24 protein-coding genes are annotated in these 24,255 nt (G+C 71.5%); 12 read left to right on the plus strand and 12 right to left on the minus strand.

Annotated features, from left to right (window positions below; all coding sequences use genetic code 11):
- Positions 1–152 precede the first annotated feature (152 nt).
- A complete protein-coding gene (locus ACH4D3_RS36450; protein ID WP_398331585.1) occupies positions 153–2,195 on the plus strand; it encodes a HelD family protein in 2,043 nt (680 codons plus the stop codon).
- Positions 2,196–2,252: 57 nt separating this feature from the next.
- On the opposite strand, the gene ACH4D3_RS36455 is transcribed toward ACH4D3_RS36450, so the two are convergent.
- Positions 2,253–3,164: an NAD(P)-dependent oxidoreductase gene (locus ACH4D3_RS36455; RefSeq protein WP_398331588.1), complete on the minus strand. Its 912-nt coding sequence runs from the start codon at positions 3,162–3,164 to the stop codon at positions 2,253–2,255.
- Between the two features lie 51 nt (positions 3,165–3,215).
- Here ACH4D3_RS36455 and ACH4D3_RS36460 point away from each other — a divergent pair, with 51 nt between their 5' ends.
- From ACH4D3_RS36460 to ACH4D3_RS36475, 4 genes are all read left to right on the plus strand, one after another.
- A complete protein-coding gene (locus ACH4D3_RS36460) occupies positions 3,216–3,575 on the plus strand; it encodes a winged helix-turn-helix transcriptional regulator (protein ID WP_398331591.1) in 360 nt (119 codons plus the stop codon).
- 185 nt (positions 3,576–3,760) lie between these two features.
- Complete coding sequence (locus tag ACH4D3_RS36465) at positions 3,761–4,186, plus strand: helix-turn-helix domain-containing protein (protein ID WP_037897639.1); 426 nt, start codon at positions 3,761–3,763, stop codon at positions 4,184–4,186.
- Between the two features lie 22 nt (positions 4,187–4,208).
- On the plus strand, positions 4,209–4,865 hold the full coding sequence (locus ACH4D3_RS36470) for a hypothetical protein (RefSeq protein WP_398331593.1): 657 nt from the start codon (positions 4,209–4,211) through the stop codon (positions 4,863–4,865).
- 113 nt (positions 4,866–4,978) lie between these two features.
- Positions 4,979–5,314: a DUF2516 family protein gene (locus ACH4D3_RS36475; protein WP_333748165.1), complete on the plus strand. Its 336-nt coding sequence runs from the start codon at positions 4,979–4,981 to the stop codon at positions 5,312–5,314.
- Between the two features lie 48 nt (positions 5,315–5,362).
- On the opposite strand, the gene ACH4D3_RS36480 is transcribed toward ACH4D3_RS36475, so the two are convergent.
- From ACH4D3_RS36480 to ACH4D3_RS36490, 3 genes are all read right to left on the minus strand, one after another.
- Positions 5,363–6,841 (minus strand): PP2C family protein-serine/threonine phosphatase, encoded by a 1,479-nt coding sequence (locus ACH4D3_RS36480; RefSeq protein ID WP_398331596.1) that lies wholly within the window; start codon positions 6,839–6,841, stop codon positions 5,363–5,365.
- 271 nt (positions 6,842–7,112) lie between these two features.
- Positions 7,113–8,270, minus strand: coding sequence for an NlpC/P60 family protein (locus ACH4D3_RS36485; protein WP_398331599.1), 1,158 nt, complete (start codon positions 8,268–8,270; stop codon positions 7,113–7,115).
- Between the two features lie 281 nt (positions 8,271–8,551).
- Positions 8,552–9,367 (minus strand): class I SAM-dependent methyltransferase, encoded by an 816-nt coding sequence (locus ACH4D3_RS36490; RefSeq protein ID WP_398331602.1) that lies wholly within the window; start codon positions 9,365–9,367, stop codon positions 8,552–8,554.
- Positions 9,368–9,644: 277 nt separating this feature from the next.
- Between ACH4D3_RS36490 and mshA the strand changes: the two genes are divergently transcribed.
- Positions 9,645–11,018 carry a D-inositol-3-phosphate glycosyltransferase gene (gene mshA / locus ACH4D3_RS36495; protein WP_398331605.1) on the plus strand — a complete coding sequence of 458 codons (1,374 nt, stop codon included), beginning with the start codon at positions 9,645–9,647 and terminating at the stop codon, positions 11,016–11,018.
- Positions 11,011–11,517, plus strand: coding sequence for a YbjN domain-containing protein (locus ACH4D3_RS36500; protein WP_398331608.1), 507 nt, complete (start codon positions 11,011–11,013; stop codon positions 11,515–11,517). The genes mshA and ACH4D3_RS36500 overlap by 8 nt, the downstream gene beginning before the upstream one ends.
- A 6-nt stretch (positions 11,518–11,523) precedes the next feature.
- Here ACH4D3_RS36500 and ACH4D3_RS36505 read toward each other — a convergent pair whose 3' ends face one another.
- A complete protein-coding gene (locus ACH4D3_RS36505) occupies positions 11,524–12,339 on the minus strand; it encodes a helix-turn-helix domain-containing protein (RefSeq protein ID WP_398331611.1) in 816 nt (271 codons plus the stop codon).
- A 49-nt stretch (positions 12,340–12,388) separates the two neighbouring features.
- Here ACH4D3_RS36505 and ACH4D3_RS36510 point away from each other — a divergent pair, with 49 nt between their 5' ends.
- Positions 12,389–12,859, plus strand: coding sequence for a DUF2000 family protein (locus ACH4D3_RS36510; protein WP_398331614.1), 471 nt, complete (start codon positions 12,389–12,391; stop codon positions 12,857–12,859).
- A gap of 31 nt (positions 12,860–12,890) precedes the next feature.
- On the opposite strand, the gene ACH4D3_RS36515 is transcribed toward ACH4D3_RS36510, so the two are convergent.
- Positions 12,891–14,216 carry an MDR family MFS transporter gene (locus ACH4D3_RS36515; RefSeq protein ID WP_398331617.1) on the minus strand — a complete coding sequence of 442 codons (1,326 nt, stop codon included), beginning with the start codon at positions 14,214–14,216 and terminating at the stop codon, positions 12,891–12,893.
- A gap of 162 nt (positions 14,217–14,378) precedes the next feature.
- Here ACH4D3_RS36515 and ACH4D3_RS36520 point away from each other — a divergent pair, with 162 nt between their 5' ends.
- A complete protein-coding gene (locus tag ACH4D3_RS36520) occupies positions 14,379–15,140 on the plus strand; it encodes a phosphoglyceromutase (RefSeq protein WP_398331620.1) in 762 nt (253 codons plus the stop codon).
- A 78-nt stretch (positions 15,141–15,218) separates the two neighbouring features.
- On the opposite strand, the gene ACH4D3_RS36525 is transcribed toward ACH4D3_RS36520, so the two are convergent.
- The 5 genes from ACH4D3_RS36525 to ACH4D3_RS36545 form a co-directional block, all read right to left on the minus strand.
- Positions 15,219–16,454, minus strand: coding sequence for a tyrosine-type recombinase/integrase (locus tag ACH4D3_RS36525; protein WP_398331623.1), 1,236 nt, complete (start codon positions 16,452–16,454; stop codon positions 15,219–15,221).
- A gap of 588 nt (positions 16,455–17,042) precedes the next feature.
- Complete coding sequence (locus ACH4D3_RS36530) at positions 17,043–17,282, minus strand: helix-turn-helix transcriptional regulator (protein WP_398331626.1); 240 nt, start codon at positions 17,280–17,282, stop codon at positions 17,043–17,045.
- A gap of 250 nt (positions 17,283–17,532) precedes the next feature.
- A complete protein-coding gene (locus ACH4D3_RS36535) occupies positions 17,533–19,128 on the minus strand; it encodes an ATP-binding protein (RefSeq protein ID WP_398331629.1) in 1,596 nt (531 codons plus the stop codon).
- A gap of 80 nt (positions 19,129–19,208) precedes the next feature.
- Positions 19,209–19,730: an HNH endonuclease gene (locus ACH4D3_RS36540; protein ID WP_398331632.1), complete on the minus strand. Its 522-nt coding sequence runs from the start codon at positions 19,728–19,730 to the stop codon at positions 19,209–19,211.
- The gene (locus tag ACH4D3_RS36545) at positions 19,727–20,572 is read right to left on the minus strand and encodes an RNA polymerase sigma factor (protein WP_398331635.1); all 846 of its coding nucleotides are present in this window, start codon (positions 20,570–20,572) and stop codon (positions 19,727–19,729) included. The genes ACH4D3_RS36540 and ACH4D3_RS36545 overlap by 4 nt, the downstream gene beginning before the upstream one ends.
- A 241-nt stretch (positions 20,573–20,813) precedes the next feature.
- Here ACH4D3_RS36545 and ACH4D3_RS36550 point away from each other — a divergent pair, with 241 nt between their 5' ends.
- From ACH4D3_RS36550 to ACH4D3_RS36560, 3 genes are all read left to right on the plus strand, one after another.
- Positions 20,814–21,593 (plus strand): GntR family transcriptional regulator, encoded by a 780-nt coding sequence (locus ACH4D3_RS36550; protein WP_398331637.1) that lies wholly within the window; start codon positions 20,814–20,816, stop codon positions 21,591–21,593.
- The gene (locus ACH4D3_RS36555) at positions 21,590–22,150 is read left to right on the plus strand and encodes a GNAT family N-acetyltransferase (protein WP_398331640.1); all 561 of its coding nucleotides are present in this window, start codon (positions 21,590–21,592) and stop codon (positions 22,148–22,150) included. The genes ACH4D3_RS36550 and ACH4D3_RS36555 overlap by 4 nt, the downstream gene beginning before the upstream one ends.
- Positions 22,151–23,119: 969 nt before the next feature.
- Positions 23,120–23,353: a YozE family protein gene (locus ACH4D3_RS36560; RefSeq protein ID WP_398331642.1), complete on the plus strand. Its 234-nt coding sequence runs from the start codon at positions 23,120–23,122 to the stop codon at positions 23,351–23,353.
- Positions 23,354–23,611: 258 nt separating this feature from the next.
- Here ACH4D3_RS36560 and ACH4D3_RS36565 read toward each other — a convergent pair whose 3' ends face one another.
- Positions 23,612–24,250 (minus strand): hypothetical protein, encoded by a 639-nt coding sequence (locus ACH4D3_RS36565; protein WP_398331645.1) that lies wholly within the window; start codon positions 24,248–24,250, stop codon positions 23,612–23,614.
- Positions 24,251–24,255: the final 5 nt, after the last annotated feature.

Consider the following 24,255-nt stretch of genomic DNA (forward strand, 5'->3'; position numbering starts at 1 on the left):
GGCGGTGCGGTGCCTCAGTGCAGCGGGCCGCCTTCGGCGATGTCGGGTGGACCGTGAGGCCGTCGGCTCGGGCCCGGCGGTGCCGCCCTTCCAGTGAGCGTGACCGGGGAAATAATTTAACCGGGTAACGGTATTCCGGTAGGCTCGCTGGAATGACGTCGACCGAACCCGCGCTCCAGCGCGCCCTCGACCGCGAACGCGCCCACCACGAGCACTGCCGGACCGTCCTCACCGCGATGGTCGAGGGCGCCCAGGAACACGTCGTCACCGGCGAGGACGTCTCCGCCTCCGGTGCCGATGCCGAGGCCCTCGGGTACCGGCTGCGCAGCCGGGCCAAGGAGATGCGCGAACTGCCGCCGGGCCCGCTGTTCTTCGGACGGCTCGACTTCGCGGAGGGGGAGGAGCCCGGGCGGTCGCTGCACATCGGGCGGCTGCGGATCACCGAGCACCCGGCCGCCCCGCCCCTCGTCGTCGACTGGCGCGCCCCCGTCTCCCGCGCCTTCTACCAGGCCACCGCGGGCGACCCGCGCGGCGTGGCCGTCCGCCGCCGCTTCGGATGGGCGCCCGGCAGCAGCGGCGACGCCGCCGACCTCACCGGCATGGAGGACGAGCACCTCGGCCGGGGCGAGTCCCGGGCCGGCGCCATCGTCGCGCGGGAGATCGAACGGCCCCGCGTCGGACCCATGCGGGACATCGCCGCCACCATCCAGCCCGAGCAGGACGACCTGGTCCGCGCCGATCTCGGCGCCACCGTCTGCGTACAGGGCGCCCCCGGCACCGGCAAGACCGCCGTCGGACTGCACCGGGCCGCGTACCTCCTCTACACCCACCCGCAGCGCATCCGGCGCGGCGGACTGCTGATCCTCGGCCCGAACCCGACCTTCCTCTCCTACATCGCCGAGGTGCTCCCCGCCCTCGGCGAGAGCGGCGTACGGCAGTCCACGCTGGACCGGGAGATCGCCCGGCACCCGGTCACCCGCACCGACGACGCACCGGCCGCCGCCCTCAAGCACGACGCCCGGACCGCCGAGGTGCTCCGCCGCGCCCTGTACGCGCGCGTGGACCCGGGCGCCGCGGGCGACCTCGCCGTGCCGGACGGCTCCTACCGCTGGCGGGTCCCGGCCGAGGCGCTGGCCCGCATCGTCGCGGAGGTCCGGGAGGAGGAGCCGCCGTACGGCGTCGGACGCGAGCGGGTCAGGGCCCGGATCGTGCGGTACGTCCAGGAGCGGGCCGAACGGCGCGCCGGGCCGCGCGGCAACGCCTGGCTGCGCCGCGTCGAACGGTGCCGTCCGGTCGGCGCGGCCCTCGACGCCGCATGGCCCCGGGTGCGCCCCGAAGAGATCGTCGCGCCGCTGCTCGGCGACCCCGGAGTGCTGGCCCGCGCCGCCGACGGGCTGCTGGACCAGGAGGAGCAGCAGGCCCTGCGGTGGACGGGGCGGGTCCCGCGGTCGTGGAGGTCGGCGCGCTGGTCCGCCGCCGATCTGCTCCTCCTCGACGAGGTCGCCGGACTCCTCGAACACCCCGCGGGCTACGGCCACATCGTCGTCGACGAGGCCCAGGACCTCTCCCCGATGGAGTGCCGGGCCGTCGCCCGCAGGTCCGCCTTCGGTTCGCTCACCGTCCTCGGCGACCTCGCCCAGGGGACCACGCCGTGGGCCGCGCGCTCCTGGCGGACCGTGCTCGCCCACCTGGGCCGCCCGGACGCGGCCGTGGTGCCGCTGACCACCGGATTCCGGGTGCCGAAGGAGGTCGTGGGCCTCACCAACCGGCTGCTCGCACGGCTCGGCGTGGACGTGCCGCCGGCCCGTTCGCTGCGCGGCGACGGCGAGTTGACGCTGCGCGAGACCGCCCCCGGCGCCGTGCCGGAGGCGGTCGTGGACGCCGTACGGCACGCGCTCACCCGGGACGGCTCGGTGGGCGTCGTCGCCGCCGACCCGGACGTGCCGGGGCTGTGGGCCGCCCTCGACGCGGCCGGAATCGCGGCGGCCGGGCCCGAGGCGCTGGGCTCCCGGGTGGTCGTCGTGCCGGCGAGCGTGGTCAAGGGCCTGGAGTACGACCACGTCGTCGCCGTCGAACCGGCGGCGATCGCGGCCGCGGAGGGCCCCGGCGGGCGGGGCCTGCACCGGCTGTACGTGGTGCTCACCCGCGCGGTGTCCCGGCTGGACGTGGTCCACGCGCGGCCGCTGCCCTTCTGACCCCCGACTCCGCCCGACTGCGCCCGACTCCGTCCGGTCGGCGCCCGCTCCGTCCGGTCAGCGCCCGGTGATCACGTCCGCGACCCGGGTGTAGCCGTCGGAGCCGTGCCCCCGCGCGACGACCCGGCGGGCCTGTCCCTCGATCACCCGCATCAGGCTCGCGTCGATGCCGTGCGCCTCGGCGGCGTGGACGACATGCGCCATGGTCGAGACGGCCGAGGTGACCGGGTTGATCGCGCCCGAGTACGTCCCGGCGTCCGTGTCGGCGGCGAACTCCGTGAACAGCGGCGGCAGGATCGCGGCGATGCCCTGCGCGAACGGCGCGAGTTCCGCGCCGGTGACGCCCTCCGCCCGGGCCACCGCGAGGGCGTGCGCGTAGCCCGCCATCGCCGTCCAGAAGATGTCGAGCAGCGCGATGTCGTAGGCCGCCGCCCGCCCGGGGTCCTCGCCCAGGTGGGTGTGGGTGCCGCCGAGCGCGGCCAGCACCGGCCGGTGCTCCTCGTACAGCTCCTCGGGGCCGCTGTGCAGGAACACGCCGTCGTCCGTGCCGATGGTCGGGGCGGGGGTCATGATCGCGCCGTCCAGGTAGCGGACGCCGTGCCGGGCGGCCCACTCGGCCGTGTCCCGGGCGCGGCCGGGTGTGTCGGCGCTCAGGTTCACGACCGTCCGGCCCTTGAGTGCGGCGGTGACGGCCTCCTGGCGCAGCACGGCGTCCGAGGCGTCGTAGTTCACCACGCAGACGACCGTCAGCGGCGAGGCGGCGACCGCCTCCTCGGCCGACGCGGCGGCGACCGCGCCCGCTGCGACCAGCTCGGCGTCCCGCCCCGGCGTGCGGTTCCAGACGGTGGTGGGTACCCCCGCGGCCACGAACGCGGCGGCCAGCGCCCGGCCCATCGGACCCAGGCCGACGACGGTGACGGCGGCGGCGGTGGCGGCGGCGGCGGAGGGCCGCCCGGTGTGTGCGGACATGCTTCAACTCCCGTAACATGAAGAACAATTGCTGATGAATGGGGGCACCTCATGGCACACCGGCGCCACGATCCGAACGTCTGCGGAGTGACCGCCGCGATCGCCGTGATCGAGGGCAAGTGGAAGACCACGCTGCTGTGGCTGCTGGAGTCCGGCCCGCACCGCCCGGCCGAGCTGCGCCGGAGGGCACCGGGCCTCACCGAGAAGGTGCTGACGCAGGCGCTGCGCGAGATGGAGGCGGACGGCCTGGTGGACCGACGGGTGTACGACGTGCTGCCGCTGCGGACCGAGTACTCCCTGACCGCGTTCGGCCGCGAGCTCGCCGAGGCCCTTTCCCCCCTCTCCGACTGGGGCCACCGCCGCCTGGACCGGCTGGCGCCCCCGGAGCCCGCCGTCCGCGCGCCTTCCTGACGCCCGCCCTTCTGCCGTGCCAGTCTCGGACGGCCGCGACGCGTTGCCCAGTACGCACAAAAAAGTGGGTACGGCCCCGCCCCCCCCGGAGCCGGGGAGGAGTCGGGGGCTGAGGTCCGGGGGCGGCGACACACTATTGCAAGCAGGTGCTTGCAATAGTTAGCGCGGTGGCGCATGCTGGAGGCATGGCATCGCTCAACGTCGGCAATCTCGGTGAGTACCTGCGCGAGCAGCGGCGCAACGCGCAGCTGTCGTTGCGGCAGCTCGCGGACGCCGCGGGCGTGTCCAACCCGTACCTGAGCCAGATCGAGCGCGGGCTGCGCAAGCCGAGCGCGGAGGTGCTCCAACAGGTCGCCAAGGCGCTGCGGATCTCCGCCGAGACGCTGTACGTCCGCGCGGGGATCCTCGACGCGGAGCGGGACCGGGAGGACGTGGAGACGCGTGCGGTCATCCTCGCCGACCCCTCGCTGAACGAGCGCCAGAAGCAGGTGCTGCTCCAGGTCTACGAGTCCTTCCGCAAGGAGAACGGGTTCGGGACCGACGCGGAGCCGGGCGCCGACGCCGACATCGCCGTCGACGGGGCTGAAACGACACAAAACCCTCACTCGTAAGCAATTCCGGAGGACCATCACCATGGCCATCACCGACGATCTGCGCAAGACCTTCAGCGACCCCACCCCGCTCTACTTCGCCGCGGGCACCGCCGACCTCGCCTTCCAGCAGGCCAAGAAGGTGCCGGTGCTGGTGGAGCAGCTGCGCGCGGAGGCCCCGGCGCGGATCGACGCCGTACGCAACACCGACCCGAAGGCCGTCCAGGAGAAGGCGACGGCCCGCGTCAAGGAGACCCAGGGCAGCCTCCAGGCCAAGGCCAACGAGCTCTTCGGCTCCCTCGACGCCGACTTCAAGAAGCTCGGCGAGACCGCCCAGGACCTGGCGCTGCGTTCCGTCGGCGTCGCCGCCGAGTACGCCGTCAAGGCCCGGGAGACCTACGAGAAGGTCGCCGAGCGCGGCGAGCACGCGGTGCGCACCTGGCGCGGCCAGGCCGCCGACGGCGTCGAGGACCTCGCCGAGAACGTGGAGGACCTCGCGGTCGCCGTCGAGCCGGCCAAGCCCGCCCCGGCCAGGCCCGCCCCGGCCAAGCCCGCCCCGGCCAGGCCCGCGACCGCCAAGTCCGAGCCGGTCCGGGTCACCGAGGACAAGTCCGCGGCGGCGAAGAAGACGCCCGCCCCGCGCAAGGCGCCGGCCAAGAAGAACACCACCGCCAAGAAGACGACGCCGCCCGCCAAGTAGGGCAGGGCGCGACGAGCGGGGAGCGGGCCGGGCACCCTTGGGGTGTCCGGCTCGTTCTGCGGGTACGGTGACCGCGTAATGACGATCCGATTCTGGTGGTGGACGTTGTGCTGATGCAGGGGTTCGCAGGCTTCATGTGGCTGCTGAGCATCGCCCTGATCCTTTTCAGCGGCTTCGCTTTGATCGACGCCGCCACGCGCCGCGAGGACGCCTACCGAGCGGCCGACAAGAAGACCAAGCCCTTCTGGCTGATCATCCTCGGGATCGCCTTCGTGGTGAACCTGATCTTCAACATCCTGTCGTTCCTGCCGATCATCGGTCTCATCGCGACGATCGTGTACATGGTCGACGTGCGGCCCGCGCTGCGCGGTCTGTCCGGCGGCGGCCGCAGCAGCCGCCGCGGCTCCAGCAGCGACGGCCCGTACGGCCCGTACAACGGCGGACGCTGACCCGTACGACGGGCAGTCCCCGGGCCCGGGTCACCGGGACCGGGCGGCTCAGGCCGTCCGGTCCAGCAGGACCACGGCCAGGTCGTCGGCCAGCTCGCCGCCGTTGAGTTCGCGGACCTCGTTGACGGTCGCCCGCAGCAGCTCCTCGCCGGTCAGCCCCTGGGCACGCCGGCGGCGGACCAGCTCCACCATGCCGTCCTGGCCGAGCCGCTCCCGGCCCTCGCCGACGTGGCCCTCGATCAGGCCGTCGGTGTAGAGCATCAGGCTCCACTCGGCGCCCAGCTCCACCTGCGTCCGCGGCCAGCGGGCGCCCGGCAGCAGCCCCAGCGCGGGGCCGTTGTTGTCGTAGGGCAGCAGCCGTGCGGGCATGCCCGGGCGGCTGAGCAGCGGGGACGGGTGCCCGGCCAGGCACAGGCCCGCGCGGCGGCCGTCCGGGGAGATGTCCACGGCGCACAGCGTCGCGAAGATCTCGTCGTCCGAGCGTTCGTGCTCCAGCACCTGCTGGAGCGTGCCGAGCAGCTCGTCGCCGCACAGCCCCGCCAGCGTCAGCGCCCGCCAGGCGATCCGCAGCTCCACGCCGAGCGCCGCCTCGTCCGGGCCGTGCCCGCAGACGTCGCCGATCATGGCGTGCACGGTGCCGTCCGGGGTGCGCACGACGTCGTAGAAGTCGCCGCCCAGCAGCGCGCGCGAGCGGCCCGGGCGGTAGCGGGCGGCGAAGCGCAGCGGGGAGCCCGCCAGCAGCGGGGTCGGCAGCAGGCCGCGCTCCAGACGACGGTTCTCCTGCGCCCGCACCCTGCCCTCGGCCAGCCGCCGCTCCGCCGAGTCGGACCGCTTGCGCTCCACGGCGTAGCGGATCGCCCGGCTCAGCAGGCGGCCGTCCAGCTCGTCGCGGAACAGGTAGTCCTGCGCGCCGACCGCCACCGCCTCGGCGCCGCGCTCGGCGTCGCTGGAGGAGGTGAGGGCGAGCACGGCGTGCCGGGGCGCCAGCTCCAGGACGTGCCGGAGCACCGCCAGCTCGTCGTGGTCCTCCGCGTCACCGTTGCCATGGGCCGGCGTCGACAGGGCGAGGTCCAGGAGGATGCAGTGGACGTCGTCGGTCAGCAGCCGCTCGGCCTCGGTGAGGTTGCGTGCGGTGCGGACGCGGATCGGCTTGCCGGACTGGTCGAGCAGGTCCGGCACGATCGGCGAGCCGGCCGGATCGTCCTCGATCAGCAGCACCGTCAGGTTCGTGGGAGCCGCGCTCTCGGTCCGGATGCCGGGCGTCGGCGTCCGGTCGGTGCCGGTGCCGGAACTGCTGCCGGTGCCGGTGCCGGTGCCGGGGCTGGTCTCCGTGCTGGTGTCCGTGGGCTTCTCGCGCTTCTCCGTGGGGATCTCTCGGGTGTTCTCTCGCCGGGTGGCGGCGTTCTCGGCCTGGTGCGTCCCGGGCGGGGCCTGTTCCTTGGAAGGGCCGCTGTCCGGGGACGCGGCGGGCGCCTGACCACACTCCACGGCCGGGATCGCCCTCTGCCGCGGTACGGGTACGGGCATCGTCTTGGTTTCCTTCCCTCCCCCCGAGGGCATGGCGGGGCGAGGGACCTCGACCCACCGACGGGGACCATAGCGGGTGACCGCACCGCTGCGGAATGGTCCAGAACACGTCGGGCGGCCATCGGCCACTGTCATATGCCGCGTTATCCCCCGCAGTTGGACACGTCGGCCGGGGACCTGGGATGACGAACGTCACGCGGGGCGGTGCGCCGGGCGTGGACTGGGTCACGTGGCCCGTCTCACGCACCCGGCACCGGGCGCGTGGCCCGCGTCACTCCTTGGGGGTGGACGGCTGCTCCGGGGCCGTGTCCGGGCGGACGACACCGAGGATCGGCATCGAGCCCGCGCCCGCGACGGTGATGGAGCGCCCCGGACGCGGGGCGTGCACCATGGAGCCGTCGCCGACGTACATGCCGACGTGGCTGGCGTCGTCGAAGTAGATGATCAGGTCGCCGGGCCGCATGTCCTCGACGTCGACGTGCCTGAGCTGCTTCCACTGCTGCTGCGAGGTGCGCGGGATCGCCTGTCCGGCCGACACCCAGGCCTGCGAGGTCAGGCCGGAGCAGTCGTAGGACTTCGGGCCCTCGGCGCCCCACTGGTACGGCTTGCCGATCTGGGCGGTGGCGTACTCGACCGCCTTGCGGCCCCGCTCGGTCGCCGCGGCGTCGAGGTCCTCCAGGATGCCGGAGTCGAGCCAGGCGGTCTGCGCCTTGGCCTGCGCCTCCCGCTCCAGCCGGGCGAGGCGCTCCTTCTCCTCCTTCTCCAGCTCGGACTCCAGCTTCTCGGCCGCCGTGATCTGCTTCTCGACCTTCTTCTGGGCGGTGGCCTTGGCCTTGCGGTTCGCCTCCAGCTCCTTGAAGCGGGCGGAGGCGTCCGCCGCGTAGGCCTTGAGGTCCCGCTGGGCGCGGGTCAGCTCGCCGAGCAGGCCCTTGGTGGCGCGCTGGCCCTGGATCACCCGGCCGGTGCCGTCGAGGAAGTCCTCGGGGTCGTCGCTCAGGATGAGCTTCGCCCCGTCGGGCAGGCCGCCGGTGCGGTACTGGGAGCGGGCCGCGGCTCCCGCGCGGTCCTTGAGACCGTCCAGCTTCTCCTGCCCCTTGACGATCTTCTTGGCCAGCTCGACGATCTCGGCGTTCTGCTTCTCGGCCTTCTCCTCGGCGGCGTTGTACTCCTCCGTGGCCGAGGCCGCCGCGCGGTAGAGCTTGTCGAGCTTCTTGCGTACGGCTTCCAGGTCCTTGGCCTTGCCGGGTGTGGCCGACGGGGCGACAGGGGCGGTAGGGGCGGTGGCGGAAGTGCCCGGGGTGCCCGGTGCCGGGGAGGACGAGGGCGAGGGGCCGGGGTCCGCGAACGCCGTCCCCGGTGCCGCCAGCACGGTGATCGCGCAGACCACGGTCACGGCAGTCGTCGTCAGGACACGCTTCCCCGTACGCATACCTCGCCCCCAACCTGATTAACCGTCAGTAACATAGCTCGCTCGGGGGATCGTGCCATGCCGGCGCGAAAAGCGACAGAGGCCGTGCTTTCCTCCCGCTTCCCCTCTGCTTCCTCTCGTTTGCGTCCCTCGGTTGCTTCCCTCGGTTGCTTCCCCGGTGTGTGACGAACGCCGCAGGGAGATCGTTCCCGGCCGGCGGCCCGTCCCCGCCCCCGTCCCCGTCCCTGCCCCCGTCCTCTCGCCCTCGCCCTCCCCGCCTCGCTCCCGTCCGCGCCGCGGGCTCACGCGCGGGGCGCCAACGCCTCCCACCGCACCGTCACTTCGCCCTGCCTCCACCGCACCGGCCCGTCCGTCACCGGCCAGTCGGCCGTCAGGTCCCGCACCGCCCGGATCCAGCGCTGCCGGGCGCCGTAGGAGGCGTAGGGCGCGGCGGCGGCCCAGGCGCGGTCGAAGTCGCGCAGGAAGGCGTGCACGGGTTCGCCGGGGACATTGCGGTGGATGAGCGCCTTCGGGAGCCGTTCGGCCAGGTCGGAGGGGCGGTCCAGGGAGCCGAGCCGGGTCGCGAAGGTGACCGTGCGCGGCCCTTCGGGCCCGAGCGCCACCCACACGTGCCGGCGCCCGATCTCGTCGCAGGTCCCCTCGACCAGCAGCCCGCCGCGCGAGTGCTCCGACGCCGGTGCGAGCCGCGCGCACAGCCGCCGCCAGACGGCGGCGACCTCCCCCTCGTCGTACTGGCGCAGCACGTTCGCCGCGCGGATCAGCAGCGGCGGCGCGGAGACGGGGACCTCGAAACCGCCGTGCCGGAAATCGAGCCCCCCGCGCGCGTACGGCTGGGCCGCCGCCACCCGGGCCGGATCGATCTCGACGCCCACCACGCGCGCGTGCGGCGCGACCGTGCGCAGGCGGTGCAGCAGTTCGACGGCGGTCCAGGGCGCCGCCCCGTAGCCGAGGTCGACGGCGACCGGGTCGGCGGCGCGGCGCAGTTCGGCACCGTGCGCGGCCGCGATCCAGCGGTCCATGCGGCGCAGCCGGTTGGGGTTCGTCGTCCCGCGCGTGACCGTGCCCACGGGGCGGGTGGTGGTGGCGCGGGGTGGCATGCCTACGAGGGTATGCGGCCGACCGGCCGGCACACGGCCGCGGAATGGTGGCACCCGATGGTGGTACCCGCACACCGCGGCCGGGCTCCCGTCGCCACCGGACCGGCGGCGACCGGGTGGGGGACCCGAAGAGCCCTCGAACGGTTGAGCGATCGGCGGTAATGATTCGGCAAAGGTCGCAAAACCGGAATGGAGCGCCGCCCGTCCGGTGTTCCCAACCCTTGGAGGGCAACCCAGGTCCTCCGACCGGCATGCCCGCAGCGAGGAGGAACGGCTCGTGAGCCAGTACGTCAGCAGGCTCGGGCGTCGCTCACCGACGGCCTCCCCGCGGCTGAGGCTGAGCCGAAGGCCCCGCCGCGTCGCCATGCTCTCCGTGCACACCTCACCGCTCCACCAGCCCGGCACCGGCGACGCCGGAGGCATGAACGTCTACATCGTGGAGCTGGCGCAGCGCCTCGCCGCGATCAACATCGAGGTCGAGATCTTCACCCGGGCGACCACCGCCGCCCTCCCGCCCGCCGTCGAACTGGCCCCCGGCGTCCTCGTCCGGCATGTCGACGCGGGCCCGTACGAGGGGCTGGCCAAGGAGGAGCTGCCCGCCCAGCTCTGCGCCTTCACGCACGGCGTGATGCAGGCCTGGGCCGGTCACCGCCCCGGCCACTACGACCTCGTGCACTCCCACTACTGGCTCTCCGGCCACGTCGGCTGGCTCGCCGCCCAGCGCTGGGGCGCGCCCCTGGTGCACGCCATGCACACCATGGCCAAGGTCAAGAACGCCAACCTGGCCGACGGCGACACCCCCGAACCGGCCGCCCGGGTCATCGGCGAGACCCAGATCGTCGCCGCCTCCGACCGGCTGATCGCCAACACGGCCGAGGAGGCCGACGAACTCGTCCGCCACTACGCCGCCGACCCCGACAAGGTCGCCGTGGTCCATCCCGGCGTGAACCTGGAGCGGTTCCGCCCCTTCCCCAAGGGCCGTGTGCCCGGCCCGGGACAGCAGGGCAACGCCCGCGCCGCGGCCCGCGCCCGCCTCGGCCTGCCCCAGGACGCGCTGATCCCGCTCTTCGCGGGCCGGATACAGCCCCTGAAGGCGCCGGACATCCTGCTGCGCGCCGTCGCCGTCCTCCTCGACGAACGCCCCGAGCTGCGCTCCCGCATCGTCGTCCCCGTCGTCGGCGGCCCCAGCGGCAGCGGCCTCGCCAAGCCGGAGGGGCTGCAGAAACTCGCCGCACGGCTCGGCATCGCCGACGTCGTACGCTTCCGCCCGCCCGTCGGCCAGGAACAGCTCGCCGACTGGTTCCGGGCCGCGTCCGTGCTGGTCATGCCGTCCTACAGCGAGTCCTTCGGCCTGGTGGCCATAGAGGCCCAGGCGGCCGGTACGCCGGTGCTCGCCGCCGCGGTCGGCGGCCTCCCGGTCGCCGTGCGCGACGGGCACACCGGGCGCCTCGTCCACGGCCACGATCCCGCCGCGTACGCGCGCGTGCTGCGCGATTTCGCCGACAACCCGGAGCTGACGCCCCGCATGGGCGACGCCGCCGCCCGGCACGCCCAGTCCTTCGGCTGGGACAGCGCCGCCGCCACCACCGCCGACGTCTACACGGCCGCGATCCAGTCGCACCGCCGTCGCGTACGCTCGCACCATGGCTGAGGCACCACAGCAGAAGGCAGCGCAGGTCCTCCAGGAGGCGCTGAAGGACGCCGAGCTGGAGTGGGAGAGCCCCGAGCCCGGCTCCTACGTCGTCAAGCTCCCCGGCACCCGCAAGCTGTCGACGACGGTCTCCCTCCTCCTCGGCCGGCACTCCCTCTCCCTCAACGCCTTCGTCGTCCGCCACCCCGACGAGAACGAACCGGCCGTCCACCGCTGGCTGCTGGAACGCAACCTCAAGCTCTACGGCATCGGTTACGCCGTCGACCGCCTCGGCGACATCTACGTCACCGCGAAACTGCCCCTGGCCGCCGTCACCCCGGACGAGATCGACCGCCTCCTCGGCCAGGTCCTGGAGGCCGCCGACGGCGCCTTCAACACCCTGCTGGAGCTGGGGTTCGCCTCCGCCATCCGCAAGGAGTACGAGTGGCGCACCGCGCGCGGCGAGTCGACGCGGAACCTGGAGGCGTTCCAGCACCTGATCGAGCGCTCAGGCGACTGACCGGCGTCAGGTCCGGGCGCCACTTGCCCGGTACCGCCCGGGCGTGACCCCCACCAACCGCTTGAAGTGCCGGGTCAGATGGGCCTGGTCGTAGAAACCGGTCGCGCCCGCCACCTCCGCCGGGGAGTCACCGGCGAGCAGCAGCCGCCGGGCCCGCTCGACCCGCCGGGACATCAGGTACTGGTGCGGCGCGATGCCGTACGCGCCGCTGAACGCCCGTACGAGGTGGGCCGGATGCGAGGGCACGAGCGCGGCCGCCTCCGCCAGCCCGATCCCCGCGACGACCCGCGCGTCGAGCAGTTCCCGCAGCCGCCGGGCGAGTGCAGGGTCCCGGCGGGCGCCGGGCGCGCCGGTCCCGGGCCGCAGATGGTCGCGCAGCCGGCTGCCGATCAGGGTCAGCCGGCTCTCCGCCTCCAGCTCGTCCCCGGGCAGCGCGAGCGCCGCGTGCAGCTGCCCGACCCGCCGCCGCAGCACCGGGTCGCGCAGGTCGGGCGCGTCCACCGCCGGTCCGATCAGCTCGTCGCCGAGCCGCGAGGCGTCCAGGTACAGGACGCGCTTGCGGAAGCCGTCCGGGGTCGCCGGGGAGCCGTTGTGCGGCACGTGCGGCGGCAGCAGCGACACCGTGTCGTGCGGCGTACCGTGCTCGTGCCGGTCCAGGTCGTACCGTACGGCGCCGTCGTCGACGATGAGCAGCGTCCAGGCGTCGTGGACGTGCATCGGATAGGCGTACTCGGTGTAGTGGGCGTGGAAGACCTCGACCACGCCGGGGACGCGCGGGCGCCAGGCGGAGACGTTCCGCTGGTCCTTCGATCGGCCGCCCATGCAAAAAACGTACAAGACCGGGCGGGGTACGGGTCGGCAGTCTCACCGTATGAGCACGCACGAAGCAGCCCCCGAAGCAGCCCCCGAAGTGCCCGGAACCGGTGCCCCCGTCCGTTTCGACACCAAGATCGCCGTACTGCTGCGCGAGGACCTGGAGACCTGGCAGCGCCTCAACGTCACGGCGTTCCTGGTCAGCGGCCTGGGCAAGCAGTTCCCCGAGGTGATCGGGGAGCCCTACGAGGACGCGGACGCCGTCGGCTACCTGCCGATGTTCCGCCAGCCGGTGCTGGTCTTCGAGGGCACGAAGGAGACGCTGACGACCGCCCACGCGCGCGTACTGTCCCGCGCCCTGCCCCGCGCCCTCTTCACGTCCGACCTCTTCGCCACGGGCAACGACCGCGACAACCGCGCGGCGGTACGGGCGGTGGCGACGGCGGACCTGGACCTGGTGGGCCTGGCGGTGTACGGCCCGAAGAACGCGGTGGACAAGGTGCTGAAGGGTGCGCGGATGCATCCGTGACGGGATGCATCCGCGCGGGCGAGCGGCGGGGTCAGACGGCGCCGGTCCCGGCCCGGGGCGCGGGGGCGGCGGACGCCTCCTCCTGGCCCACCGGCATCTCGTCGCCGTCGCCGTCGCCGTCGCTGTTGCTGTCGGTGTTGCTGTCGCTGTCGTCCGGCAGGCCCCGCATGAGCCCCCAGTACCCGGCCGCCGCCACCGTGCCGACGACGGCGCAGATGCCCCACAGCCACTCGGCGCCCCAGCGGTCGATGACGAACCCGGACATCAGCGGGGCGACGAGGGAGGCGACCGCCCAGGACATGGTGTACATCCCCTGGTACCGGCCGCGCCCGTGCACCGGCGACAGCCGGACGACGAGCCCGGTCTGGGTCGGCGCGTTGACGATCTCGGCCAGTGTCCACACGCACACGGTGAGGGCGAAGACGCCGACCGACCCGGCGAAGGCGGTGAGCCCGAAGCCGTACCCGGCCAGCAGCGACGAGGCGACGAGCAGCAGTCGCGGATCGCGGTGCTCGATGAACCGAGTGACGGGAATCTGCAGGACGACGATCAGGAAGCCGTTGACGGCGATGGCCAGCCCGAAGTCGGCGGGCGTGAACCCGGCGTCGCCCATGGCGACGGGCAGCCCCACATAGGCCTGCTGGAAGATCACGGCGATCAGGAAGGACAGCCCGACGACGCTCATGTACCGCCCGTCGCGCACCACGGTCCCCAGCGAGACGGCCCCGTCCTTGCCCGCGACGTCGGCGGTCTTCTCCTGCTGGGGCCGGGACTCGGGCAGCTTCACGAAGACGAGGACCGCGCAGACGAGCGTCATCCCGGCTTCGATCATGAACCCGGCGAGATAGCTGACCTCCGCGATGAACCCGGCCGCCATGGAGGAGATCGCGAAGCCGAGGTTGATCGCCCAGTAGTTGAGCGAGAATGCCCGGATACGGTCCTCGGGCCGCACGATGTCCGCCATCATCGCCTGCACCGCCGGCCGGGAGGCGTTGCTCGCCATGCCGACCAGGAAGGCGACGGCGGCGATGGCCACCGGGTCCCGCACGAAGCCGAGCAGCGCGACCGACAGCGCGGTGGAGGTCTGCGCGACCAGCAGCGTGGGCCGCCGCCCCAGCCGGTCGGACATCACCCCGGCGCCCAGCGAGGACACGACCCCGCCGAGCCCGTGCAGGGCGGCGACCAGACCGGCGTACGAGGCGGAGTAGCCGCGGTCGATGGTGAGGTAGAGCGCCATGAAGGTGGCGACGAAGGCACCGAGCCGGTTGACCAGGGTGCTGGTCCACAGCCACCAGAACTCGCGGGGGAGCCCGGAGACGGTCTCGCGTGCGGCACGTCCGAGTCCGGCGACAGGCATGGGTCCCCCGAGGTGATGTGAGATCGCTGTAAGCGGCTGATGCGGTAAGCACAACTTACAAACGGCTCTCTCGGGGAAGCCATCCAATTAACACTTCCCGTCAACCGTCCGCCCACCGGGCGCACGCGCGGGGGATCAGGGCCTTGGATTACGCTCGGGAGCATGGCCGACGCACCGTACAAGCTGATCCTCCTCCGCCACGGCGAGAGCGAGTGGAACGAGAAGAACCTGTTCACCGGCTGGGTGGACGTCAACCTCACCCCGAAGGGCGAGAAGGAGGCGACGCGCGGCGGCGAGCTGCTCAAGGACGCCGGCCTGCTGCCCGACGTGGTCCACACGTCCGTCCAGAAGCGCGCGATCCGCACGGCCCAGCTCGCGCTGGAGGCCGCCGACCGCCACTGGATCCCGGTCCACCGCCACTGGCGCCTGAACGAGCGCCACTACGGCGCCCTCCAGGGCAAGGACAAGGCCCAGACCCTCGCCGAGTTCGGCGAGGAGCAGTTCATGCTGTGGCGCCGCTCCTACGACACCCCGCCGCCCGCGCTGGACCGCGACGCCGAGTACTCCCAGTTCTCCGACCCGCGTTACGCGATGCTCCCGCCGGAGCTGCGCCCGCAGACGGAGTGCCTCAAGGACGTCGTCGGCCGGATGCTCCCGTACTGGTTCGACGCGATCGTCCCCGACCTCCTCACCGGCCGCACGGTCCTGGTGGCGGCGCACGGCAACTCCCTCCGCGCCCTGGTCAAGCACCTCGACGGCGTCTCCGACGCGGACATCGCGGGCCTGAACATCCCGACGGGCATCCCGCTGTCCTACGAACTGAACGCCGAGTTCAAGCCCCTGAACCCGGGCGGCACGTACCTGGACCCGGACGCGGCCGCAGCCGCGATCGAGGCCGTGAAGAACCAGGGCAAGAAGAAGTAGAGTTGGTGATCATGCCTCCCACCTGCGCAAACGGCGCGGATGGGAGGCATTTTCGTGCCCTGGAACCTCCCTGGAACCTCAGTCCGTGTGATCTTGGGGCCGGAGTGCCCTGCCGAGTGCTTTCCGGGCCCGGTCCCGACTGCTCGGCATGAGGTGCGCGTACACCTTGAGCGTCAGCCCTGGATCCGAGTGCCCGAGGTACTCGGCAAGCGCCTTGATGCTCTCCCCTGCGTCCAAGAGCACGGACGCGTAGAAGTGCCGGAGAGCGTGCATGCCGTGCTCGCGCGCGGCGGCGTGCTCCCGGCTCTTGGCCTTGGGGATGACCCCGGCCTTGGCGAGCGCGGGCTTCCAGTGGTCTTCGTTCAGCGACGTGCGCCAGACGTGCCCGCCGTTGGGGCCTGTGAAGATGAGCCGCCGCGTCACCGGCTGGCCGTTCGCTCGCATCCAGGGGAGCTTGATCTCCACAGGCGGGAACCGCTTGATGTGTTCCTGTAGTGCCTCTGCCACGGGGGCGGGCAGCGGTACGTCACGGAGCTTGCCGCCCTTCGGGGGCGCGAACACGGCCTTGCTCAAGCTCAGCTTGAGTTGCTGCACCACGTGCACGGTGCCCTGGTCGAAGTCGATGTCCTCGACGGACAGGCCGAGGATCTCGCCCTGTCGCAGGCCGCACCCTGCGCCGACATCGACCATGGGCCGGAAGCGTTCGACCATCGCAGCGCGCATGGCGAAGACGCGCTCAGGCTCCCAGGGGACGACACGGCGCGCACCGATGGCCGGCGGGGTGACCGTGTGCGAGTTGCAGGGGTTCCGGCGTAGGCATCCGTCTTCTACAGCAGCGGAGAGCACAGCGCGGACGTTGGAGAAGATGACGCGGGCGTACGAGCCAGACATGCCGGTCTCTTCGAGCTGCGTCACGAACTCGCGGATGTGGCTCGGCTGGAACGACCCGAGCTGACGCGACCCAATGCGAGGGAAGGCGTGCAGCTTGAGCTGAGACTCCATCGACGCACGGGTGTTGGGGTCACCGCTCTGGCTCGCGAGCCACTTCTCCGCGAACTCCTGAAAGGTCCTACGGGATGCGTTCGGGTCGATGAAGTCGCCGCGGGCCACGTCCGCCTGCATGGCGCTCAGCCACTGCTCGGCGAGGCGCTTCTGTCCGTCGGGAAAGGACTTGTTCTTCCGCTTGCCATCGGGCGTGAGGTAGCGGGCTTGGTAGCGCATCCCAGTGCCGTAACGGTCGGTCTTGACGCGGACAGTCTTGCCGTCGGCGTCGGTGGTGGTCTTGATCCAGCGGTCGAAGATGTGGCCAGCCATGGGGCTGTGTCCCTTCTCGGTAGCAGGGGCCCGGCGGGGCCGATGGCGCCCGTCCGGCCGGTTTCGGGGTGTGCTGGGCAGAGCCCGCTACTTGCTACGGGCCTGATCACTGGAGGTTTGGGCTGCTAGCGGGGCTGCTACCGGTAGCGGGTGTGGGTGCTACCGGTAGCAGCCCAGCGGGGGTCTCAGGGAGGCGGAGCCAGGGGGTACCGGGTGGCTTCCTGCGGGGGGGGGGGGCAGGGGTACCGGGAGCGTGCCTCCCTGCCTCCCTGAGGGAGCGTCTGCGCTGGTCAAGCAGAGGGAGGCGGGGCGGGGAGGCGGTCAGGGAGTTCTCCCTGCCTCCCTCGGCCGGCGGGCGGTGCCTCCCTGCGCCTCCCTGCGGTTGGCGGCGCCCGTCGGGGAGGCAGCGGCAGGGGTTCCGGGAGGCTTCCAGGGGCTGTTTTCCGGGGTGCTTCGGCGGTGCCTCCCCGCCTCCCCGAAGCGGTGTTTGCGCTGCTCAGTGCGGGGGGTTGGGGCCGGGGAGCGGGTTGGGGAGTTCTCCCCGCCTCCCCGGCCGGTCGGGCGGTGCCTCCCCGCCGGTTGAGGGGGTCAGGCAGCGTCTTCGATGGCCGCCCGTTCGGTCACCCACGCACGCACGGCGGCCGGGTCGTAGCGCAGGTGCTTGCCGACGCGGAAGCCTGCCGGTCCGATGCGCTTGCGGCGCCACTGGTAGACGGTTTCGACGCTCGGGAGGCTGAACATGGTGACCAGGTCTTCCGGGGTGAGGTAGCGGTCCGGGAGGCCGCCGCGCAGGGTGGCGCGGGGGTCGTTCGGCTCGGTGGTGGCCATGGCGGTGGTGACTCCTCGTGTCCGTGGGGCGGTGCGTGGGAGTGGTGCCGGTCGCCGTCCTAGAGAGTTCGTGTATCTCAGCGTCCGCAGCGTCCCAGCGTCCGCACGGCCGCATTACGGCAGTTCAGCGTGGGTGAGAGGTGCGGACGCTAGTGCGGACGCTGCGGGCGCTGGACGGCTGTAGCGTCCGCAGTCCTGTACGTGTCCGGGCCGCTGGTGTGCGGCCCGGCCCGGCGGTGTTCCGGCTACGTCAGGTCTGGTCAGGCAGGGTTCTGCCCCGTCCCGTGGGGGCAACCTCCGGCCACAGTGAGCCTTGGTCGGGTGCGGACGCTGACGGGTCGTCGTCGGGCGCGCGGGAGAGAATCAGCAGCTTGTGCCGGGTCCGGTCTCGACTACGTTGCGTGTCGTCCACCGTGATCCCGATCGAGCGCAGCAACGGCGCGAGCCGCTTGACGCGTCCGCCGGCGCGGGTGGGGTCCTTGGGCCAGGTCGGCGGCCGGACCAGACCCGGCACGGGCAGCGCTTCGAGCAACTGCGCGGCCGTGCCCTGCCAGGTGCCCGCCTGGTCGACCAGGGCGGCGATGGCCATGGCGAACGGGTCGCCTTCCAGCGCGTCCGTGGCGACGTTCGCCGACGTGGCGAGGTAGTCGTCCAGCGTGCGCCAGCCCTGCGTCTGGTCGACGGCCGCGAGCACGCGGGCGAAGTCGGCCATGCGCGGCATGGACTCCAGCCGCACCGACGGGAGCACGGCGAGCGCGCAGGCCAGCACATCGAACAGGGCCCCGAGCACGGCCGGACGGACCGCGTCGAAGGTGGCGTCCAACTCCTCCTCGGAACGGCGGTGGTGGGAGTCGATGAGCTGCAAGTCCAGCAGCAGCACACGCTCGGCCAGGTCCCCGGCGAGAGCTCCCGCGTCGATCGTGGTCATGGCCAGCACCCGCTTGAAGGTGAGGACCACCACGTCATCGTCGGTGTACAGGGCGCGGTCGACCACGCCGTCACCGGTCACCGCCTTGCACAGGGTGTCCGACAGCCACGGCGGGATCGTGCTCACGTTGTCCAGGCACAAGGCCCATGAGCTGAACGCCTGCCTCGACCACGCTTTCTCGTCCCGCGGCTGGCTACGCTTGGCGGCCGGGGACGGGTCCACCAGGTTGATGAACATCTGCGCGGCCTTGGACTTGCCCGTGCCCTGCTCGCCCTTGCACACGATGGCCGGGTGCGGGATGTCGGGAATCCACGCGGCGACCAGCCACCCGACGAGCTGATGGAACGCGGACTCATCCATGTTCAGCAGCGCGTGCAGCTTGGCCAGCCCGTCCCCGTCCAGCACCGGTACGGGCATCGGGGCCATGGCACCGGAGCGGCGGAAGAGGACCGGGGAGCGGTCCACGACCTGCCAGCCGAGACCGGAGACCACGACCGCGCGGCCGTCGGCGCTGCCGAGGTCGACCACGATCGCGCCGTCCGGTGCCCGCCCTACGCGCAGGTTCACCGGCACGGGGTCGTGGTCCTCGGCGATGCCTTCCAGCACGGTCATGGCGTCCGCGAGCGCGGACTGTGAGGCCACCTCGCCCGGGTAGGCGTCCGCGAACCGTCGGGCCAGACGCTGCCTGAGCCCTGCCTTGCCCCGCAGCGGCACGGCGACGTTCGCCCCGTCCAGGGCGACCGCGTACGGGCGGCCGTCGGTGGACATCACGAACCGGTACTCCTCGCGCGCCATGGCCACGATCCGCGCGGCGGCCGGCGGCTGCTTGCCGCCCTCGCCGCCCCCGCCGGGGGTGACCGGCCGACGGGTGTTCACGGTCCCGCCGCTCGTGTTCACGCCGTCGGTGGCCGTGTTCACGGGTCGGGTCGATTCGTTCACGGGCGTGGTCCGGCCGTTCACGGGTCGGGTCGATCCGTTCATCTGAGTGTTCACCTCGTTCACGCGGACACCGCCTCTCCAGTCGGGCCCGCGCACGCCCGCACCGGCCAGGGCGCGCGCAGACAGTCGGGCCGTACGGGCCGCTGGGCGGGGCAGTGCGGGGTCGATTCGTGCAGGTGGGGGGTCGACCGTGCGCCGGTCGCATTGGGCGCGACGGCGGGTGTGACGCGGCTCGTCACGCTGGTCAGGGCCGACTGGTGAACAGCGGCGAGTCGGGCCAACAGCGGCCAGTCGACCGGCCTTACGACCGGCGCGGTCGGGTCGATCCATGCCAGCAGGACGAGGGCGAGTGAGAGCGGGAGTCGGTCGGCCTTGGCCTGGTTGCAGTCGGCGCAGGCCAGCATGAGCGAAGTGACCGACCATGAACGCCACAGCGATTGCGGCGCGATGTGGTCGAGGGTGGCCTCACTCAGGTCGGTGAACGGGCGTCGGCAGTAGGTGCAGTGCTGCCCGTGGCGGCGCGCGAGCTGCTCCTTGCGCACGCGCCGTCGCGTCGAGTTGAGCGGGTGGCCGTGCTTCATGCCGCGACCGCCATGCGGTCGCTGGCCATGGTCTGCCCGGAAACGGTCACGCCGACCCAGGCAGTCATCCGGTTCTTCCCGGGGCCAGCCTGGCGGATGACACCTTCCTTGCGCAGCTCGGAGAAGAGCGTCCGCCACTTGGCCGGGCTCTGAGGGACGGCGACGTTGTGCCGGGCGACCAGGTCGGCGGAGGTGAATTCGCGGCCCGTGGACGCCTCGCACAGAGCGGCGCGACGCGCGACGTTCTCCCACAGCTCCGCAGGGCCTTCCTGCACCACGGGCCGCAAGACCGCCATGGCCGCGTGCAGCCGGTTGAGCACGGTCCTCCGGCTGACGCCCATCACAGCCGCCGCTTCCACGGTCGAGAGCCCGTCAAGCGCGTGCAGAGTGAGCGCCTGACGCTCACTCGCCGGCAGCAGGTAGAGCAAACGGCGAACCTCGGCGTACTGCACAACAGTCTCTTCCGGGCACGACAGCGCGTCGGTCGCGAACGCCTCCGGCATGGAAGGCGCTCCGTCGGTGTCGTCGGCCGGTCGGCTCAGCTCCTCGCGCCGGGTCCGGGCGTACCTCCAGTGGTCAACGACCAGGCTCCGGGAGATGGTGGCCAGCCACGCGTACAGGCGGTCGTCGCGGGCCGGGTCCAAGGTGGGGAGCGACTTGCCCAGTCGAATGAACACCTCGCTGGCGATGTCTTCCGCCAGTGCGCGATCCGACAGGCGCGCGTTCAGCCGCCGGAGCACCCAGGGGTGGTACTGCTCGAACAGCCTCCCCCAACGCTCCTTGTCGGCCTCAGAGAGAGCTGCGGCCTGCTCTGTGCCTCGTTCTGTGGCAGTTCCAGGCATGATGGATGTACCCCTTAGAGGGTCGGGGAGCGGCTATCTGCTTGGCGGTAGGGAGCCGCTCCTTGCTGTTTTCCACGCCTTTTGGGCATGGCGGTGCCCCTGAGCAGGGGCATAGGAGTCTCGCACTCACTTCTCATGAGAAGTGATGCACTGACCATAGGCACCCGTCTCGGCGCCCGTCAACCACTTCTCATGAGAAGTCGTCGGTTCTTCTCATGAGAAGTTCGGCTAAGCTGAGGTCATGCCAAATCAGCGCCGCTCTGACACCGCACCGAGGGTCCACGAGATCGCCTCCGACCTGCGGCTTCGCATCGACGCAGGTGAGTTCCCCCCGGGCAGCAAGCTGCCGAGCACGCGCATGCTGTCCGAGCACTACGACATCAGCGGACAGGCAATCGCCCGAGTGATCTCCCAGCTCAAAGCTGACGGGGTAGTCGAGGGGCGTCAGGGCGCCGGCGTGTTCGTCCGTACATGGCAGCCCCTCGTCTACCGGCCACAGAGCGAGTTCCGTCGCAAGCCTCCGACGGTCGACATCTTCAAGAACCTGTTGGCCTCGGAGGGCAGGGACGGCGGTCAGACCATCGAGGTCACGACCGTGGTTCCTGACGAAGCAATCCGTCGGCGCCTCCAGCTCGATGAAGGGGAGCTGGCCGCAGTGCGCCGACGTACCAGCTACGTCGACAACGATGAGCCGTTCGCCACCGATGACTCGTACGTCCCCCTGAAGTTGGTTGAAGGCTCGGAGTGGATGACCGAGGGCAGTGTCGAGCGCGGCACTAACCAGGTGCTGGCCGAGCTTGGCGCTGAGCTGGTGCAGGCTCTGGACGAGCTTTATGTGCGGATGCCCAAGCCAGCCGAGGCGGAACGGCTCAAGCTCTCCGCAGGCACGCCGATCGCTGAACTGATCACCACCGGGCACGACCGTGACGGCCATCCGGTCCAGGTGACTACCTGCATCCTTCCTGGTGACCGTCACGTCGTGGTGTACGAACGAACCAAGCCGCCGAAGGACAGCGAGTGATCATCGAACCTGCCAGACTCTCCGATCTTCCTTGCCTGCTCCGTTTTCGTTCGGATGCCGCCATGTGGCTGGCCGCCCTCGGAATCGATCAGTGGTCAACGCCCTTTCCGGCAGACCACATAGCGGCAAGTGTGCAGGCAGGGGAGGTTTTCCTCGTCAGGGCGAGCGAGGGGGCTGAGCCAGCAGCCACGGTGACACTTGACCACAAAACAGACCCCGAACTCTGGGATCTGTGGACCCCTGAAGAACGGGCAGAACCTGCCCTGTACGTGCACAAACTCACGGTCGATCGCCGCTACGCCGGGCAGGATCTCGGGGGCCGAATCCTTGACTGGGCAGGCGATCGTGCAGCGCGTCAGGGCGCGCGGTGGCTGCGCCTGGACGCCTGGACGACAAACACCCGACTGCACAAGTACTACGTGCGTCAGGGCTTCGAGCACCTACGCACTACGAATGATCCCGACGAGGTATCCGGCTGGATCGCCCAGCGCCCTGCCCGCCTCGCTCAGCACGGATTCGACGATCGCACGATCACTCACCGTTCAAGCGACCAATGACGAGCGGCCGTAGGCCGCACATCTCTGGCAGCTCGCTACGCTCGCGCTCCCAAAGCATCCGCCATCGTGAGAGGCCCACGCCCAAACAAGAGGAGCAGCAGGGCGGCCGGTGCTCTTCTTGTCTGTGCTCACGCTTCTGTTCCGAGGGGTGGCGTCCGCCAGCGTCCGCAACCCGCCGTCTGCTACGAGCCGCTCTGACCTGCGGAAAGGCGCCTCTTAGTGGCGGAACGTGGCCGGACGCTGCGGACGCTGGCGGACGCTAAGCAGACTGATTAGCGTCCGCAGCAACAGTGCAGGTCAGGCGGTGCGAGAAAGGCCCGGCGGACGCTGCGGACGCTATTTTCCTCAACTCTCTAGGAGAGAAGGAAGGCTCTTCAGCGGGGGGCTGGGTGCTGTCCTCTCCTGGGGAGGCCCGAGGACGGCAATCCAGGGGCGGGGGTGGATGTCGCCCGCCCTGAATGGCCGTCCTCGGGCCGTAGGCGCTGCAGCCGCGCACCGGGCCCACGTCCCACGGCGGCCGGCGCGCGAGCGGAGCGAGCCGAGAGACTCGCGGCCGTAGGCCGCTCCTTCTTGCCCTTCTCTCCCGAGCGTGCGGCTCACAGGTCACGTTGAGTTGCGGTTTCCGGGTTTCCCGGTTTCTGGCAAAGGCCCTTACGCGTGCGCGCGCGAGGACGGAAACTTCCCTCACGGAGCGTCGCTACGGGGCCTCTGACGGCTCAGTGTTCTCTCAGGGGTGTTGACCCGTCGGGACGGGGGGCAATCGCTCCACGGGCCGCTCACGGCTTCCGGTCCACCCTTGGGGAAGCGTGCCGCCCGCTTGTTGCTTGTCGCTTGTCGCGCGATCGGCACCCCTAGAGCAACGTACGGGACACGTCTGGCGCTCTGACCTGCGAGCGGACAAGCGACAAGACAAGCGACAAGCGACAAGCGGGCGGGTTAGCCCAGACGCGGCGGCGGAAGGATGCTGCTATGCCCAAGCCGAAGACCTTCACTGCATGGTTGAAGACCCACGCCGATCACCGCACGGCCATCGGAGATCTGGCGCGCGACGTCTCCAACGACCCCGACTGGCCCTCACGCAAGGGAAGGCAGGGCCAGCTCGACTACCTCGAAGAGCGCGGCGCCATCGACGCGGCTATCGAGACGCTCGAACGTGCCTGGTCGCAATACGAGGCGTACCAGGCCGCTCAGACAGATACCTGAGCAGGCAGGAAGCCGGAACCTGTCTGGAACCTCCGAGGACAACAAGCAACGACAGGCAACGACCACCAACAACCGCCGTACCGCAGGTCAGGTGCGGTGCAGCCTTGGTTGACCAGGGCCAAAATACGGGCGGTCGAAACCCAGGGCAAGAAGAAGTAACCCGACACCAGCGAGCCCCCGACCTGCTGTTTCCTGGCAGGGCGGGGGCTTCTTGGTGAAGCTGGGCCGTCTCGGGCCCGGGCGAGCAGGAGACCGTGCCTAGAACGGCACCGGCGCGTCCACGGCCCGCAGGACCCCTATTTCCTCGGCTTCCTCACCGGCGCGGAGTGCCACGGCGAGTTCGGACAGGGCCGCACGATCCTCCCCGGTGCGCCCGTCGAAGCAGATCATCTCCCCGCCCACGAGGAACGTGACCCAGAGCTGCGGGCGCCGCCGCGTACCCGTGTCCCAGGGCTCGTCCCAGGAGACGAACCGCACGGTGGCGTCCTTGTGCGGCCACGCGTAGAGGCTGCCCCGCTCGCGTTCCGCGATGGCGCCGTGCTCGTAGACGTGCACCCACGCGCCCCCGGCCCGGAACCGGCCGATGATCAGCGGCACCGCCAGCCAGACGGTCAGCACGAGGCACACCAGCCCGGAGAGGCCGGAGACGAGCACGGCCGTGACGGTGAGCCTCTCCCAGTGGTCGAAGTAGGTGCCGTGCCACGGGGTCGCCGTCCACGCCATCGTGAGGAACACGGCTGCGACGACCGGCAGCATCAGCACGCCGACGGCCATGTCCTGGTCGTGGGCGCGGTTCACGCGGTACGAGGCGTGGCAGGCGCCGTATTCCTGCTCGTCGGCGATCCGCGCCGCCCGCTTCGTGACCCCTCTGTACGGCGATCGAGGCTGCTCCGGCATCGTCA

The sequence above is a fragment of the Streptomyces sp. NPDC018026 genome (assembly GCF_044327745.1).
In the GTDB taxonomy this organism is placed as follows: domain Bacteria; phylum Actinomycetota; class Actinomycetes; order Streptomycetales; family Streptomycetaceae; genus Streptomyces; species Streptomyces rubrogriseus.